16 protein-coding genes are annotated in these 15,606 nt (G+C 73.3%); 8 read left to right on the top strand and 8 right to left on the bottom strand.

Annotated features, from left to right (window positions below):
* Positions 1–11: 11 nt before the first annotated feature.
* Positions 12–899 carry an NAD(P)-dependent oxidoreductase gene (locus ACF07S_RS09010; RefSeq protein ID WP_391973781.1) on the bottom strand — a complete coding sequence of 296 codons (888 nt, stop codon included), beginning with the start codon at positions 897–899 and terminating at the stop codon, positions 12–14.
* A gap of 50 nt (positions 900–949) precedes the next feature.
* On the opposite strand from ACF07S_RS09010, the gene ACF07S_RS09005 reads away from it, so the two are divergent.
* A complete protein-coding gene (locus tag ACF07S_RS09005) occupies positions 950–1,294 on the top strand; it encodes a winged helix-turn-helix transcriptional regulator (RefSeq protein WP_391973780.1) in 345 nt (114 codons plus the stop codon).
* 130 nt (positions 1,295–1,424) lie between these two features.
* On the opposite strand, the gene ACF07S_RS09000 is transcribed toward ACF07S_RS09005, so the two are convergent.
* The gene (locus tag ACF07S_RS09000) at positions 1,425–2,123 is read right to left on the bottom strand and encodes a FadR/GntR family transcriptional regulator (RefSeq protein WP_391963867.1); all 699 of its coding nucleotides are present in this window, start codon (positions 2,121–2,123) and stop codon (positions 1,425–1,427) included.
* A 225-nt stretch (positions 2,124–2,348) separates the two neighbouring features.
* On the opposite strand from ACF07S_RS09000, the gene ACF07S_RS08995 reads away from it, so the two are divergent.
* From ACF07S_RS08995 to ACF07S_RS08980, 4 genes are all read left to right on the top strand, one after another.
* Positions 2,349–3,581 carry an aminotransferase class V-fold PLP-dependent enzyme gene (locus tag ACF07S_RS08995; RefSeq protein WP_391973779.1) on the top strand — a complete coding sequence of 411 codons (1,233 nt, stop codon included), beginning with the start codon at positions 2,349–2,351 and terminating at the stop codon, positions 3,579–3,581.
* Between the two features lie 71 nt (positions 3,582–3,652).
* Positions 3,653–4,948, top strand: coding sequence for an ABC transporter substrate-binding protein (locus ACF07S_RS08990; RefSeq protein ID WP_391963865.1), 1,296 nt, complete (start codon positions 3,653–3,655; stop codon positions 4,946–4,948).
* A gap of 2 nt (positions 4,949–4,950) precedes the next feature.
* Entirely contained in the window at positions 4,951–5,958 is a 1,008-nt protein-coding gene (locus ACF07S_RS08985; protein WP_391963864.1) for a carbohydrate ABC transporter permease, read from the top strand.
* Positions 5,955–6,791, top strand: coding sequence for a carbohydrate ABC transporter permease (locus ACF07S_RS08980; RefSeq protein ID WP_391963863.1), 837 nt, complete (start codon positions 5,955–5,957; stop codon positions 6,789–6,791). Before ACF07S_RS08985 ends, ACF07S_RS08980 begins: the two co-directional genes overlap by 4 nt.
* A 40-nt stretch (positions 6,792–6,831) precedes the next feature.
* Here ACF07S_RS08980 and ACF07S_RS08975 read toward each other — a convergent pair whose 3' ends face one another.
* The 3 genes from ACF07S_RS08975 to ACF07S_RS08965 form a co-directional block, all read right to left on the bottom strand.
* Entirely contained in the window at positions 6,832–7,488 is a 657-nt protein-coding gene (locus ACF07S_RS08975; RefSeq protein WP_391973778.1) for a DinB family protein, read from the bottom strand.
* 19 nt (positions 7,489–7,507) lie between these two features.
* Positions 7,508–8,371, bottom strand: a complete 864-nt coding sequence (locus ACF07S_RS08970) for a GNAT family N-acetyltransferase (protein WP_391973777.1) — start codon at positions 8,369–8,371, stop codon at positions 7,508–7,510.
* A gap of 142 nt (positions 8,372–8,513) precedes the next feature.
* On the bottom strand, positions 8,514–9,257 hold the full coding sequence (locus ACF07S_RS08965) for a VOC family protein (protein WP_391963860.1): 744 nt from the start codon (positions 9,255–9,257) through the stop codon (positions 8,514–8,516).
* 480 nt (positions 9,258–9,737) lie between these two features.
* Here ACF07S_RS08965 and ACF07S_RS08960 point away from each other — a divergent pair, with 480 nt between their 5' ends.
* The 3 genes from ACF07S_RS08960 to ACF07S_RS08950 all read left to right on the top strand — a co-directional run bounded on the left by ACF07S_RS08960 (position 9,738) and on the right by ACF07S_RS08950 (position 11,458).
* Positions 9,738–10,313: a helix-turn-helix domain-containing protein gene (locus ACF07S_RS08960; protein ID WP_391973776.1), complete on the top strand. Its 576-nt coding sequence runs from the start codon at positions 9,738–9,740 to the stop codon at positions 10,311–10,313.
* Between the two features lie 87 nt (positions 10,314–10,400).
* Positions 10,401–10,997 carry a hypothetical protein gene (locus ACF07S_RS08955; protein ID WP_391963857.1) on the top strand — a complete coding sequence of 199 codons (597 nt, stop codon included), beginning with the start codon at positions 10,401–10,403 and terminating at the stop codon, positions 10,995–10,997.
* A 128-nt stretch (positions 10,998–11,125) separates the two neighbouring features.
* Positions 11,126–11,458, top strand: coding sequence for a DUF2516 family protein (locus ACF07S_RS08950; RefSeq protein WP_391973821.1), 333 nt, complete (start codon positions 11,126–11,128; stop codon positions 11,456–11,458).
* Positions 11,459–11,579: 121 nt separating this feature from the next.
* On the opposite strand, the gene ACF07S_RS08945 is transcribed toward ACF07S_RS08950, so the two are convergent.
* The 3 genes from ACF07S_RS08945 to ACF07S_RS08935 form a co-directional block, all read right to left on the bottom strand.
* Positions 11,580–12,944 (bottom strand): SpoIIE family protein phosphatase, encoded by a 1,365-nt coding sequence (locus tag ACF07S_RS08945; RefSeq protein WP_391973775.1) that lies wholly within the window; start codon positions 12,942–12,944, stop codon positions 11,580–11,582.
* A 463-nt stretch (positions 12,945–13,407) separates the two neighbouring features.
* Complete coding sequence (locus ACF07S_RS08940; protein ID WP_391973774.1) at positions 13,408–14,502, bottom strand: NlpC/P60 family protein; 1,095 nt, start codon at positions 14,500–14,502, stop codon at positions 13,408–13,410.
* Positions 14,503–14,759: 257 nt separating this feature from the next.
* On the bottom strand, positions 14,760–15,551 hold the full coding sequence (locus tag ACF07S_RS08935) for a class I SAM-dependent methyltransferase (protein ID WP_391973820.1): 792 nt from the start codon (positions 15,549–15,551) through the stop codon (positions 14,760–14,762).
* Positions 15,552–15,606: the final 55 nt, after the last annotated feature.

Here is a 15,606-nt window from a genome sequence, read left to right as displayed (position 1 = left end):
CCCGGCCCCGGTCAGTGCCGGGCGAGCACCTCGGCGACCCGGACGTACCCGTCCGTACCGTGCCCGAGCGCCACCACCCGCCGGGCCTGCCCCTCGATCACGCGCATCACGCTCGCGTCGATGCCGTGGTCCTCGGAGGCGTGGACGACGTGGGACATGGTCGACACGGCCGAGGTGATCGGGTTCACCTCGCCCGAGTAGGTGCCGGCGTCGGCGTCGGCCGCGAACTGCGCGAACAGCGGCGGCAGGATGGCGGCGATGCCCTGGGCGAACGGGGTGAGTTCCGTGGCGGTGACGCCCTCCGCGCGGGCCACGGCGAGGGCGTGCGCGTAACCGGCCATCGACGTCCAGAAGACGTCGAGCAGCGCGATGTCGAACGCCGCCGCCCGGCCGATGTCCTCCCCGAGGTGGGTGTGGCCGCCGCCGAGCGCGGCCAGCACGGGCCGGTGCTCCCGGTGCAGCTCCTCGGGGCCGCTGAACAGGAACACCGCGTCGTCCGTGCCGATGGCCGGCGTCGGCGTCATGATCGCGCCGTCCAGGTAGCGGATGCCGTGCCGGGCGGCCCACTCGCCCGTGTCCCGGGCGCGTTCGGGTGTGTCGGCGCTCAGGTTCACGAGCGTGCGGCCCTTCAGGGCGGCGGTGACGGCGTCCCGGCGCAGTACCGCGTCCGAGGCGTCGTAGTTCACCACGCAGACGACGCTGAGCGGGGCGGCGGCGACCGCCGCCTCGGCCGAGGGCGCCGGGACGGCACCCCGGGCGATGAGGTCGCCGTCCCGGCCGGGCGTGCGGTTCCAGACGGTGGTGCGCAGCCCCGCGTCCAGGAACGCGCCGGCCAGCGCCCGGCCCATCGGACCGAGCCCGAGGACGGTCACGGAGGACTGGTCGGTGTGTTCAGACATGCTTCAACTCCCGTAACGTACGTGTCGATTGCTGAGGAAAGGGGCACGGCATGGTGCACCGGCGCCACGACCCGGAGGTCTGCGGGGTGACCGCCGCGATCGCGGTGATCGAGGGCAAGTGGAAGACCACGCTGCTGTGGCTGCTGGAGTCCGGGCCGCACCGGCCGGCCGAGCTGCGCCGGAAGGCGCCCGGCCTGACCGAGAAGGTGCTGACCCAGGCGCTGCGCGAGATGGAGGCGGACGGTCTGGTGCACCGGGAGGTGCACGACGTGCTGCCGCCGAAGACGGTCTGCTCGCTGACCCCGTTCGGCCGCGAGCTCGCCGAGGCGCTGACGCCGCTGTCCGACTGGGGCCACCGCCGCCTGGAGGGGATGTCGCGGGCCCCGGTGTCCTGAGGGCCTGCCGTTCCCGCTCCCTTCCCGTCCGGTGCCCCGTCGGCCGCCCGTACCAAGGTTCGCCGTGCGGCGGCGCGCTGCCAAGTACGCACAAAAAAGTGGGTGTACGGGGCGGGGAGCGGGCCCGCTCTCAGGCCTCGGAGCCGTCCTCCGGCGGTGGCATGAGCGCGCGCAGCCAGCGTTCCGTCTGGGTGACGTGGGCCTCGGCGGCGCCCGCCGCGGCGCCCGGGTCGCGCTCGGCGATCGCGGTGGCCAGCACCCGGTGGTCCGCGTCGCTCCTGCGCCGCAGTTCCGGGCCCTCGGGGAGGGTGAAGACCTGGTACTTGCGGGAGCGGGCGCGGAAGACCGCGAGCAGTGAGGCGAGGGTGGGATTGCCGCCCGCCCGGGCGATCTCGGCGTGGAAGCGGTGGTCGAGCTCCGAGGCCTCGGTGGGGTCCTCGGTGGCCTCCATGGCCTCGATCAGGGAGAAGAGCGTCTCGATCGTCCCCGGCGTCGCGCGCGCGGCGGCCTTGGCCGCGACGTGCGCCTCCAGGACCCGCCGGATCTCATAGACCTCCAGCAACCCCGGCAGCGGCAGGAGCTGGAGGGTCAGCGACAGGCTGCCGATGAGGTCCTCCGGCCTGAGCTGGGAGACGTAGGTGCCCGAGCCGTGCCGCGGTTCGATCACGCCGAGGGCCGCCAGCATGCGCACCGCCTCGCGCAACGAGCCCCGGGAGACGCCGAGTTCCTCGCAGAGGTCCGCCTCGGGGGGAATGCGCTCACCGGCGGCGAGGCGCCCGGTGGCGATCATGTGCCGTAGGCCGTGGAACGCCTTGTCGACTGCGGACATCCGAGCTCCTCCCCTGCCGGGCCGACGGCAGCGCGCGCCTGCCCCGGGGAGCACTGTAGCGAGGCGAGAGGTCAGATGTCTTTGACGTATCAGCCGCGAGTCATCTGACTTCTTTCGCTGCAGAGGTCTTGTCTGGCCGAAAAAGGCGTGCCAACATCCCGAGTCATCATACGTCTGGCCCGAAGGTCGGGTTCCGGATCTGATGTCCTTGCGGATGGGAGTCATGTGAGCGAGACCGAGGTCACCACCGCCCCGCGCCCCCTGCTGCTGGCCGACGGCCGGCCGGCGGCACGGGCGTGGTCGCTGGACCCCGCCCTGCGCCACCTCAACCACGGCTCGTTCGGCGCCGTGCCGCTGGTGGCCCAGGAGCGGCAGCAGGAGCTGCGTACGCGGATGGAGAGCGCGCCGGTGGTGTGGTTCCCCGAGCTGCCGCAGCGCCTCGCGGCGGCCCGGGCCGACCTCGCGGCCTTCCTCGGCGCCGACCCCGGCGACCTCGCGCTGGTGCCGAACGCGAGTGCCGGCGTGAGCGTCGTGTACGCCGGGCTGCCCCACCGGGCCGGAGGCGAGATCGTCGTCACCGACCACGGCTACGGCGCCGTGACGATGGGCGCCGAGCGGCTGGCCCGCCGCTGGGGCGGCCGGGTGCGCACCGCCCGGGTGCCGCTGGACGCCGGCGAGGAGGAGGCGTACGAGGCCGTGATGGCCGAGGTCGGTGAGGCCACCGGTCTCGTCGTCGTCGACCAGATCACCTCGGCCACCGCCCGCCGGCTGCCGGTGGAGCGGATCGGCGCGGAGGCGCGGCGGCGCGGAATCCCGCTGCTCGTGGACGCCGCGCACGCGCCCGGCCTGATCGCCGCCCCGCTGGACGGGCTGACGTGCGACTTCTGGGCGGGCAACCTGCACAAGTGGGGCTGCGCGCCGCGCGGCACGGCCGCCCTGGTCGCCCGGGGCCCGCTGCGGGACGGGCTGTACCCGCTGATCGACTCGTGGGGCGCCGCCGACCCCTACCCCGACCGCTTCGACCAGCAGGGCACGATCGACGCCACCGGCTATCTGGCCGCCGCGACGGCGCTCGGCTTCGTCGGCACCACCTGGGGCTGGCCCGCCGCCCGCCGCTACATGGACGACCTGGCCGGCTACGCCGAGCGGATCGTGGGCGCCGCGTTCGCCGCACTGACCGGCGAGGACGCCGTCGTCGACGTCGGCATGCCGGTGCCCGGCATGCGGCTGGTGCGCCTGCCCGCGGGCCTGGCCGACACCCGTCTCACGGCCGACGCCCTGCGCGACCGGGCCGCCGCGGAACTCGGTGTCGAGGCGGCGTTCACCAGCTTCGGCGGCGTCGGCTACGTGCGGCTGTCCGCCCATGTCTACAACACCGCCGAGGACTACGAGTACTTCGCCGAGAACTGCGTTCCCGTCCTCGGCGAATGGGCCCGCGCGGCGCGCGCCGCCGCCTGACGGCACCGCGCGCCCGGCGGGCGTCCCCCGCGCCGCCGGCACCCCCGCACAACAAGGAAGAGGTCAGCACGATGAGAAGAAGGACGGCAGCTCTCGCGCTCGGCACCGCCGCCGCGATGGTCCTGACCGGCTGTTCCACCATGAGCCCCGGTGAGAGCGGAACGGTCACCCTCAGCATGGTCGAGAGCCTGACCAACCCCGCCCGCACCGACCTGCTCGAGGAACTGATCGCCGACTTCGAGCGGCAGAACCCGAAGGTCGAGGTCAATCTGGTCTCCCCGCCCACCGAGCAGGCCGACCAGAAGATCCAGCAGATGCTCCAGTCCGGCAGCGGCGTGGACGTCCTGGAGGTGCGGGACATCACGGTCGGGCCGTGGTCGAACAACGGCTGGCTGTACGACATGAAGAAGGACCTCGCCGGCTGGAAGGGCTGGGACGCCCTCACCGACAACGCCGTCCAGGCCTCCGAGGACGGCGAGGGCAGGACGTACTTCGTCCCCTACGGCTTCTACGGGCTGAGCCTCTTCCACCGCACCGACCTGATCGAGCGGGCCGGCTTCGACGAGCCGCCCGCCACCTGGGAGGAACTGCTGGAGCAGGCCTCCGCCCTCCACGACCCGGGCGAGCGCCGTTACGGCTACGCCTTCCGCGGCGGCGCCAACGCGCACAGCAACGCCACCGCGGCGATCGAGGCGTACGTCGCCGACCGGATCGACCCGGCCAACGGCTACCGGCTGAAGGACGGCAGCACGATCTTCTCCGCGCCCGAGGCGCTGGACGCGATGGAGATGTACCTGAGGCTGTTCAAGGAGGCCTCGCCCAAGTCGTCGGTGGCCTGGGGCTACCCGGAGATGGTCGAGGGCTTCTCCAACGGCTCCACCGCGTTCCTGCTCCAGGACCCCGAGGTGATCGCCACGGTCTCGGAGTCCAAGTCCATCGAGCAGGGCCAGTGGAGCACCGCCCCGCTGGTGGCAGGGCCCAGCGGCAGGACCGTGCAGCCGCTGGCCACCGCCGGCTGGGGCGTGGCGGACGGCAGCAAGCACAAGGCCGAGGCGGTGAAGCTGGTCGAGTTCCTCTCCGAGGGCGAGGCGTCGACCGCGTTCACCAAGAAGAACAGCCTGGTGCCGATCCTGAAGTCGGCGGCCGAGGACGAGTTCTACCGGACCGGTCCGTGGGCCAGCTACGTCACCATGACGGAGAACCCGGACAAGTACCTCGTCGTCACCCAGCCGCGCGGCGTCGCCTGGTGGGCCGAGTGGCAGCAGCGCGCCGACACCGACGTGCAGAAGATGATCCTCGGCAAGCTCTCGCCGAAGGAACTGCTGGCGGGCTGGGACGCCTACTGGACCGAGAAGTGGAAGAAGTAGCCATGCCCGCTGCTTCCCCCACGCCCGCCACGCCGTCGAAGACGCGGTCGGCGCCCTCCTCGCGCGAGGAGGGCGCCCCGCCCGGCCGGGGCGCGTCGGGCCGCCGCCGGCGGGAGTTCACCACCCGGCGCGGACTGGTCGTCGCCGCCTTCATGGCGCCGGCCGCCGTCTTCGTGGCGGTCTTCACGTACTACCCGATGATCGCCGGCAGCCAGATGGCCTTCCGGAACTGGAACCTGACCGACCTCACCGACACCTCGTGGGTGGGACTGAAGAACTTCCAGGACGTCTTCACCGACCCCGCCTGGGGCACGGTGGTCGGCAACACCCTGTTCTGGGTGGTCGGTTCGATCGTTCCGCAGCTGGTGATCGGGTTCGCCCTCGCCCTGTGGCTGCGCCGCAGGTTCCGCTTCCGCGGGCTCTACCAGGCTCTGGTCTTCTTCCCCTGGGCGATCTCCGGCTTCCTCATCGGCATCCTGTTCCGCTGGCTGTTCAACAGCGAGTTCGGCGTCGTCAACGACCTGCTGCAGAGGGCCGGGCTGGTCGACGAGCCGATCGCCTGGCTGGCCGACCCGGACACCGCGATGATCGCCGTGCTGATCGCCAACGTCTGGTACGGCGTCACCTTCTTCGCGATCATGATCCTGGCGGCGCTCCAGTCGGTCCCGGACGAGCTGTACGAGGCGGCGGCGCTGGACGGCGCGGGCAAGGCGCGCACGCTCTTCCAGGTCACCATTCCCTACATCCGTCTGACGCTGGCGCTCACCGTGCTGCTGCGGGTGATCTGGATCTTCAACTTCCCCGACCTGATCTTCGGCATGACCGGGGGCGGGCCGAACGACGAGACGCACATCGTGACGACCTGGATGATCAAGATCACGCAGCAGGGCGACTACGGCAAGGCGTCCGCGCTCGGCCTCCTGGTGGTCGCCGTCCTGCTGGTCTTCGCGGTGTTCTTCCTGCTGGCGACGCGGGAGAAGCAGACCGGAAAGCGAGGGGCGCGGTCATGATCGGCAAGGAAACCGGGGCCGGCCGGGCCACCAAGGTCATCTTCCTCGGCCTGTGGCTGGTCTTCTCACTCTTCCCCCTCTACTGGATCGCCGTCACGTCCCTCAAGGCGCCCGGCGACATCTTCTCCTTCCCCGTCGCCTACTGGCCCGAGCGGTTCTCGCTGGAGAACTACCAGGGCCTGTTCGGCAAGGCGGACTTCGGGACGTACCTCGTCAACAGCCTGGTCGTCGCGACCGTCGCGGGCGCGGTGGCCACCGCGATCTCGACCCTGTCGGCGTACGTCCTGGCCCGCTTCGAGTTCCGCACCAAGTCGGCGCTGCTGATGGCGGCCCTGGTCACCCAGATGATCCCGTCCTTCATCGCGCTGGGCCCCCTGTACCTGCTGATGACCGACCTCCAACTGGTCGACAACCGCCTCGGGCTCGTCCTCGTCTACATCGCCGTGTGCGTCCCGTTCTGCACGGTGATGCTCCGCGGCTTCTTCGAGAACGTCCCGGACGCGCTGGAGGAGGCCGCCATGATCGACGGCCTGTCCCGGTTCGGGGCGCTGGTACGGGTCCTGCTGCCGGTGATGCGCCCCGGGATCGTGGCCGCGTTCATCTTCAACTTCGTCAACTGCTGGAACGAGCTGTTCCTGTCGGTGACGCTGATGAACAGCGACGACAACAAGACGGTGCCGACGGCCCTGAACGGCTTCATCTCCAGCTTCAACATCGACTGGGGTTCGATGTCCGCGGCGGCCGTGCTCACCATCCTCCCCACGATGGTCCTGTTCGCCTTCGCCAGCCGCCACATCGTCCAGGGCCTCACCTCGGGGGCGGTGAAGGGATGACCGGGACCGGCCCCGGCCGCGGTGCCGGTCCCGGCCGGTGTCAGCCCCGGTCCGCCGCCTGCCGGGCCGCCTGCTCCAGGCGGTTCCGGTAGGCCTCCCACCAGGCCGGGTCGGACGACGGCAGGCTGGTGTTGCTCTCGTCCGTCCCCACCGCGCCGTCCAGGAGTTCGCGCAGGATGTCGGCGTGCCCGGCGTGCCGGTGCGTGTCGGCGATCACGCGGACCACGGCGTGGTGCAGCGTCAGCCCGTCCCTGCCGTCCGGCCACCACGGCACCCGGCCGGCCGTGTCCAGCGGCAGCGCCTCGATCGTCGCGTCCGCGTGCGCCCAGGCCCGGCGGTACAGCTCCACGACGTACGCGCGTGACTCGTCCGCCGTCGCCCACATGTCGCCGTTGGCCGCGGCCGCGTCGGCGAGCCAGGGCAGCGGCTCGCCGGACGGCCGGCCGAAGGTGTCACCGAGGTAGCCCAGCTCCACCCCGGCCGCGTGCTTCACCAGTCCCAGGAGGTTGGTGCCGGTCGGCGTGAGCGGGCGGCGGACGTCGTACTCCGGGAGCCCGTCGAGCTTCCACAGCAGGGCGTCGCGGGCCGACTGCAGGTAGAAGCGCAGATCGGCCTTGGCGTTCCCGGGGTCCTTGGCGTTCCCGGCGTTCCCGGTCTCCTTGGCGTTCTCGGCGTTCTCGGCGTCGGATGCGGTCATGGACGCCATGGTGCTGCCCTCACGCGAGGTCGTACGTCGACCAGTCGGCGAGCGTGCGGTAGCCGAGGCGCCGGTAGAGGGCGTTGCTGGCGGGGTTGGACCGGTCCGCGAACAGCACGACGTCCTGCGCGCCCGCCGCCAGCGCGGCCCGGCTCACCTCCGCCGTCACCGCGGCCGCGTAGCCGCGGCCGCGCAGGGGGGCCGGGGTGTAGACGACGTCCACCTGGATCTGGCCGCCGATCAGCGGGTTCATCCCCGCGACGGACACGGCGGTGCCGTCCGGGGTCTCCCAGAGGACGTAGCGCTTGTCGGCGTAGCGCGTGCCGGCCCAGGAGCCGGCGTCGACGGTGACGTCCTCCCCGACGGCCTCGGCGAACTCGCCGCACCAGTACACGGCCTCATCGAGGTCCTGCTCGCCCAGGAAGCGGCTCCGGCCCGCCGGCATCGGCTCCGGCGGGGTGAGGGTGCCCAGGCGGTACAGCCGCAGCCGGGTGCCGCGCATCGTCGGCGTCGCGCCGGTGTGCCGCTGCCAGGCCCCGGCGAAGGCGGTGGCGGTGTCGTGGTCCGCGCCGACCGAGGGGAGGGAGTGCCCGAGGGCGGCCAGGCGGACGGCGAGGGCGTCCGCCTGCTCGGGCGTGAGCGGAGTGGGGCACAGCGCGCGGGGCGGGAGGCGGTGGAAGGTGGCGTGGACCTCGCCCGCCCGCTCCAGCACGCCGAAGACGGGGGCGCCGATGGTGCCGAACGCGTCCGCCCCCCGCGTGCGCACCCGCTCGGCCCAGGTCAGCGCCATCACGTGGGGGCCGGGCCGCGAGCGCAGGAAGTCTCCGGCCCGGGCGAGGAATTCGTCGACGTCTTCGGTGAGGCGCCAGTCAGCGGGGAGCATGCCTCATGGTCCCCCGGTGCGGCCGCGCGCAGGCGGTTTCCGGCCCGCCCGAGCCGGCCGGGACGCCGCGGCGCGACCCGGCCGGGGTCATGGCGCACGGGCGGACGGGGCGCGTGTGCCGGGATGTCGCCGGGGTTCCGCGTCAGGACGACCGGGCGAGGACGCAGAACTCGTGGCCCTCCGGGTCGGTCAGGCACGTCCACGGGACGTCGCCCTGGCCGAGGTCGAGATCGGTGGCGCCGAGGGCCCGCAGCCGGGCCACCTCCGCTTCCTTGTCGTCACCGGGGGCCGGCACCAGGTCGAGATGGACGCGGTCCGGCACGGTCTTCACGCCGGGCGTGCGGAGGAACTCGAGGTACGGGCCGACATCCCGGGCGGAGCGCAGCACCGCGTGGTCGTCGGTCACCTCGCGCAGGGTCCAGTCCACCGCCTCACCCCAGAACCGGGCCATGGCCCGCGGATCCACGCAGTCGACCACCACCGTGGCGATCGGCCCGGTGTCCCGGTGGGCCTCCCGGGGCTCCAGCACGCAGAACTCGTTGCCCTCCGGGTCGGCGAGGACCGTCCACGGCACGTCGCCCTGGCCCACGTGGGCGGGCGTCGCGCCGAGGGCCTTCAGGCGCGCGACCAGCTCCGCCTGATGGGCCGCGGAGGTGGTGGCGAGATCGAGGTGCACCCGGTTCTTCGTCGTCGTCTTGGGTTCCGGGACGGCGATGACGTCGACGCAGACGGTGAGCGGGTCCAGCCAGTCGAAGCCGTCGGGTTGGGCGGCGGTCGCGCCGGCTCCCGCGCTGGTGACACGCCAGCCGAGCGCCTCCGCCCAGAACCGGCCGACCGCCGAGTCGTCAACAGCCTTGATGTTCACCAGGACGGGTCGCAGTGTCATGCCGGCGATCCTATGCACCCACCCCTGCGCGACGGCCTCCGCGGTCGCCTCCGCCGACGACGCGCCGGACAGCGCGACCGGCCCCGCCCGATGGACCGCATCACCCGCCGGGGGAATCTCCGTTCCCGGAGGACCTGGGTCGATGAGGTGCCTCTGCGTCGTCCTCCTCGGTGTGCCTGCTACGTGATCCGTCTTCCGCGTGCCGCCCGCACCGGGGCGGCGGGATGCCGTGGTCTCCCCGGGCCGTCCGGCGGCCGGAGGGGCGGGCACTGCCCTCGCGGGCAGGCGGCCCGGGTGGGGCGGCTCGCCGCACAGGCCGTCCGGGACCCGCTCACCTCACCCTGCGGACCCGGCGGGAGACCGCGGACGGACCGGGAACGGATGCCTGTCGTGCTCGGGCTCACGGAGCCGCACTGTGCCGTGGCACACTCCTGCAAGCAGATGCTTGCAATTGTTAGCGAGGTGGGGCAGGGTTGAGGCATGGCATCGCTCAACGTCGGCAATCTCGGTGAGTACCTGCGCGAGCAGCGGCGCAGCGCGCAGTTGTCGCTGCGGCAGCTCGCCGACGCCGCCGGGGTGTCCAATCCGTACCTCAGCCAGATCGAGCGCGGGCTGCGCAAGCCGAGCGCGGAGGTGCTGCAGCAGGTCGCCAAGGCGCTGCGGATCTCCGCCGAGACGCTGTACGTCCGGGCCGGGATCCTCGACGCGGAACGCGACCGGGACGAGATCGAGACGCGTGCCGTCCTCCTCGCCGACCCCATGCTGACCGAGCGTCAGAAGCAGGTGCTGCTCCAGATATACGAGTCCTTCCGCAAGGAGAACGGGTTTGGAGCCGCCGGGGACGGTGAGGTGACGGACGGGGACGAAGAGGTCACCGAGGTCACCGATGCCGCCGGTGTCTCCGGGACCCTCGACTCCGAGGACCGCGAGCCGGACGCTCCGGACGGCGGTGCCGCGAGACGCCGGAGCCGCACGGCCGACGGCGCTCCGACCGCCCGGCGCCGTCCCCGCGGGGCCGGCGGCAGCGACACCGATCCGCAGCAGACGGCCGGCTGAGCCGGACCGGGCACCGGCCGCCCACCGCGGATCACCCACAACCCTCAGCCGAAACGAATCCGGAACGAGTCCGGGAGGACCCTCACCATGGCCATCACCGACGACCTGCGCAAGACCCTCAGCGACCCGACCCCGCTCTATTTCGCCGCCGGCACCGCCGACCTCGCGGTGCAGCAGGCCAAGAAGGTGCCGGCCCTGGTGGAGCAGCTGCGCGCCGAGGCCCCGGCCCGCATTGAGGCCGTGCGCAACACCGACCCCAAGGCCGTCCAGGAGAGGGCGACCGTCCGGGTGCGGGAGACGCAGGAGACCCTGCAGACCAAGGTCGGCGAGCTGCTCGGCTCGCTCGACACCGACCTGAAGAAGCTCGGTGAGACCGCCCAGGACCTCGCGCTGCGCGGGGTGGGCGTCGCCGCCGAGTACGCGGTCAAGGCCCGGGAGACCTACGAGAAGGTCGCCGAACACGGCGAGCAGGCCGTGAAGACCTGGCGCGGCGAGGCCGCCGAGAGCATCGAGGACATCGCCGTCGCCGTCGAGCCCCCGGCCGAGCCCAAGCCCGCGCCCCGGCCCGAGCCGGTCGGGGCCGAGGACGGCAGGCCCGCCGCGGTGGACAAGCCGGCTTCCGTCAAGAAGGCCCCGGTGCGCAAGAACACCACCGCCAAGAAGACGACTCCGCCCGCCAGGTAGGCGCCGGGTGGGGCGACGGGCCGGGCACTTACGCGGTGCCCGGCCCGTTCCCCGGATAGCCGGCCGGTGTATGCGGGTACGGTGACGGCGTAGAGGACGAGCCGGATCGGGTGGTGGACGTTGTGCTGATGCAGGGCTTCGCGGGGTTCATGTGGCTGCTGAGCATGGCTCTGATCGTTTTCAGCGGCTTCGCGCTGATCGACGCCGCCACGCGCCGTGAGGACGCCTACCGCGCGGCCGACAAGCAGACCAAGCCCTTCTGGCTGATCATCCTCGCCATCGCCTTCGTGGTGAACCTGATCTTCAACATCCTGTCGTTCCTGCCGATCATCGGCCTGATCGCGACCATCGTCTACATGGTCGACGTGCGCCCCGCGCTGCGCGGCCTCCCCGGTGGCGGCCGCCCCCGCAAGGGCTCCAGCAGCGACGGTCCCTACGGCCCCTACAACGGCGGCAGGTAGGAGACGCGGTTCCGCCCCGCGCCCCTCCTTCTTCCGGGGCGCGGGCAACCGCGCGTCCCGGACCCGCCGCGACGGGTCCCGGCGCCGGCCCACGACGCGACCCCGGACGGCGGATCCCCGCTCACACCGCCCGGTCCAGCAGCACTACCGCCACGTCGTCCGTCAGCTCGCCCCCGTTGAGCTCCCGCACCTCGCGCACCGCGGTCCGCAGCAGTGCCTCCCCGCGCAGCCCCTCGGCGAGCCGGCGGCGGATCATCTCGACCATGCCGTCCTGGCCGAGCCGCTCCCCGGTGTCGCCGACCCGGCCCTCGATCAGGCCGTCGGTGTAGAGCATCAGGCTCCACTCGGCGCCGAGTTCCACCTGCGTCCGCGGCCAGCGGGCACCGGGCAGCAGTCCGAGCGCCGGACCGTTGTTGTCGTACGGCAGCAGCCGCGCCGGGTGGCCCGGACGGGCGAGCAGCGGCGACGGGTGCCCGGCCAGGGACAGGCCCGCCCGGCGGCCGTCCGGCGCGATGTCCACCGCGCACAGGGTCGCGAAGATCTCGTCGTCCGGACGCTCGTGCTCCAGCACCTGCTGCAACGTGCTCAGCAACCGGTCACCGCACAACCCCGCCAGGGTCAGCGCGCGCCAGGCGATGCGCAGCTCCACGCCGAGGGCGGCCTCGTCCGGGCCGTGCCCGCAGACGTCGCCGATCATGGCGTGCACGGTGCCGTCCGGGGTGCGGACGACGTCGTAGAAGTCACCGCCGAGCAGGGCGCGCGAGCGGCCGGGGCGGTAGCGGGCGGCGAAGCGCAGCGAGGAGCCCTCCAGCAGCGGGGTCGGCAGCAGGCCGCGCTCCAGCCGTCGGTTCTCCTGGGCGCGGACGCGGCCCTCGGCCAGCCGCCGCTCGGCGGAGTCGGACCGCTTGCGCTCCACCGCGTACCGGACCGCCCGGCTCAGCAGCCGGCCGTCCAGCTCGTCGCGGACGAGGTAGTCCTGGGCGCCCACCCGCACCGCCTCCGCGCCACGCCCGGCGTCGTCGGCCCCGGTCAGGGCGAGCACGGCGTGCCGGGGCGCGAGCTGCAGTACGTGCTTGAGCACGGCGAGTCCGCCGTCGTCGGCCGTCCGGCCCGGCGCGGGCAGGGCGAGGTCCAGCAGGATGCAGTGGACGTCGTCGGTCAGCAGCCGCTCGGCCTCGGTGAGGTTGCGGGCGGTGCGGACGCGGATCGGCTCGCCAGACTGGTCGAGGACCGCCGGCACGATCGGCGAGCCGCCCGGATCGCTCTCGATCAGCAGCAGGGTGAGGTTGGTGGGAGCGGTCGCCTCGGTGCCGTCCGGGACGGTCCCGGCGCGGTCCGTGGTCTTCCCGGGCGGGCGCACCGCGCGCGGTGCGGTGGTCCGGGTCTCCGAGGAGTCCTGGGCGGGGCCGGGGTGCGGGGCCGTGGCCGGCGCCTGACCACCTTCCACGGCCGGGACCGCTCTCTGCCGCGGTACGGGTACGGGCATGTTCCGGGTTCCTTCCCTCCCCCCGAGGGCACGGTGGGGGCCAGGGCCCGTTCCGGCGGACCCGGGGGTCTCGGCCCTTGCCCGGGCTCACGCCTTCGGTGCGAGCAGGGGAGGCCCCTTCGAACGGGGACCATAGCGGCTGACGGCGCCGCGACGGAATGGTGTGAACCACGTCGCCCGGCCATCGGTCGCTGGCATATGCCGCGTTTGCTACCGCAGTTGGACAGGCCGACGACGCGGCGGGAATGACGAACGTCACGTCCGCGCGGGTCAGGGCCGCGAGATCCACGTGCGCTGGGTCACGCGGACCGTCTCACCGGGCCGCCGAGCGGGCCGGAGGGCCCTTTCGTACGGGCGGACGGGCCCCGTGCCACCCCGGACGGTTCGTCGTCCGCTCGGTCCGCCCCGTCCGCTCGGCCCGCCCCGCCCGGTCTGCTCGGTCCGTCCGGCCCAGCCGGTCCGTTCAGTCCGCGGTCGTGTCCGGCCGTACCACTCCGAGGATCGGCATCGACCCGGCCCCCGCGAGCGTCACCGTCCGTCCCGGGCGCGGGGCGTGCACGATGACGCCGTCGCCCACGTACATCCCGACATGGCTGGCGTCGTCGAAGTAGATGATGAGGTCGCCGGGCCGCATGGCCCTGATGTCGACGCGCTCCAGCTGCTGCCACTGCGCCTGCGAGGTGCGCGGGATGCCCAGCCCGGCCGACATCCAGGCCTGCGAGGTCAGCCCGGAGCAGTCGTACGTCCTCGGGCCCTCGGCGCCCCACTGGTACGGCTTTCCGATCTGCGCGGTGGCGTACGCGACGGCCTTCCTGCCCGCCCGCGTCGTCCCGCCCCCGATCCCGTCGAGGATGCCGGAGCTGAGCCAGGTGCCCTGTGCCCGGTCGGCGGCCCGCTGCTCCAGCCGGGCCAGCTGCTCCCTCTCCTCCTCCGCCAGCGCGGACTCGACCTTCTCGGCCGCCTCGATCCGCTGCTCGATCCGCTTCTGCGCCCTGGCCTTGGCCTCGCGTGCGGCCTCCAGCTTCCCCCGCTGGGCGTCGGCGTCCCGCGCGTACTGCTCCACGTCCTGCTGGGTGCGGGTCACTTCACGGAGCAGCCCGTTGGTCGCGTGCTGGCCCTGGCGCACCCGGCCCGCGCCGGCGAGGAACTCCTGCGGATCGTCGCTCAGCATCAGCCGGGCCTCGGGCGGGAGCCCGCCACCGCGGTACTGGGCGGCGGCCGCGGCGCCCGCGCGGTCCCTCAGCTCGTCCAGTTTCTCCCGGCCCTCGGCGATCCTCTTCGCCAGCCGGACGATGTCGGCGGACTGCTTCCGCGCCTTCTCCTCGGCGGCGTTGTACGCGTCGGTGGCCACGGCCGCCGCGCGATAGAGCTCGTCGAGCTTCTCGCGTACGGCTTCCAGGTCCTTGCCGGCCGGGGCCCCCACGCCCGCACTCGCACTCGCGCCCGGGGACGGCGGGGGAGCGGGGGCCGCGAACGCCGTGCCGGGCACCGCCAGTACGGTGACCGCGCAGACCACGGTCACGGCTGCCGTGAGCAACCCGCGCTTGCCCGGCCCCATGGCCGCACCCCCACCTCATCAACCGTCGGTAACACGGCGTCGTCCGGGGGATGCTGCCATGCCGGCGCACGAAACGACAGGGTGATTCCCGCCCGACTTCCCCTCCCCGGTGTGCCGCGGCACCCCTCGGCTCTCCCCGGTCCCTCCCCGGCGTGACGATCACCTGCCCGTGTGACGAACGGCTCACGGGGATCGTTCCCGGCACTCGGGTCCTCCCGATCCGCCCCTCACGCGCACCGTCGCGAGCGCCGCCGCCGTCACCGCCGGGGCGCCAACGCCTCCCAGCGCACCGTGACTTCCCCCTGCCGCCACCGGGCCGGCCCGTCCGTCACCGGCCAGTGGGCCGTGAGGTCCCGCACCGCCCGGATCCACCGCTGCCGGGCGCCGTAGGAGGCGTAGGGCGCGGCGGCGGCCCAGGCGCGGTCGAAGTCGCGCAGGAAGGCGTGCACCGGCTCGCCGGGGACGTTGCGGTGGATCAGCGCCTTCGGCAGGCGTTCGGCCAGGTCCGAGGGGCGCTCCAGCGAGCCCAGCCGGGTCGCGAAGGTGACGGTGCGCGGCCCTTCCGGCCCGAGCGCGACCCACACGTGCCGGCGGCCGATCTCGTCGCAGGTCCCCTCGACCAGCAGCCCGCCGCGCGATCCCGTCGCCGGGTCGGGCGGGGCGAGCCGCGCGCACAGCCGCCGCCACACGGCGGGGACCTCGGCCTCGTCGTACTGGCGCAGTACGTTCGCCGCGCGGACGAGCAGTGGCCGTCCCGGGACCGGGATCTCGAAGCCGCCGTGCCGGAAGACCAGTCCCTCGCGCTCGTACGGCCGTGCCGCCGCGACCCGGGCCGGTTCGATCTCGACGCCCGCCACACGCGCGCGCGGCGCCACGGCGCGCAGCCGGTGCAGCAGTTCGACCGCCGTCCAGGGCGCCGCGCCGTAGCCCAGGTCGACGGCGACGGGGTCCTCCGCGCGGCGCAGTTCCGCGCCGTGCGTGGCCGCGATCCAGCGGTCCATGCGGCGCAGCCGGTTGGGGTTGGTCGTCCCGCGCGTCACCGTGCCCACGACGGGGTTCCCCCCGCTCGGGCGGAGCCGCGAGTGGGGGAGGGAGGCGGCGCGG

The sequence above is a fragment of the Streptomyces sp. NPDC016640 genome (assembly GCF_043076215.1).
GTDB lineage: Bacteria > Actinomycetota > Actinomycetes > Streptomycetales > Streptomycetaceae > Streptomyces.
Note: the sequence above shows the minus strand (reverse complement) of the source record. Positions and strands in the feature narration are given on the sequence as shown.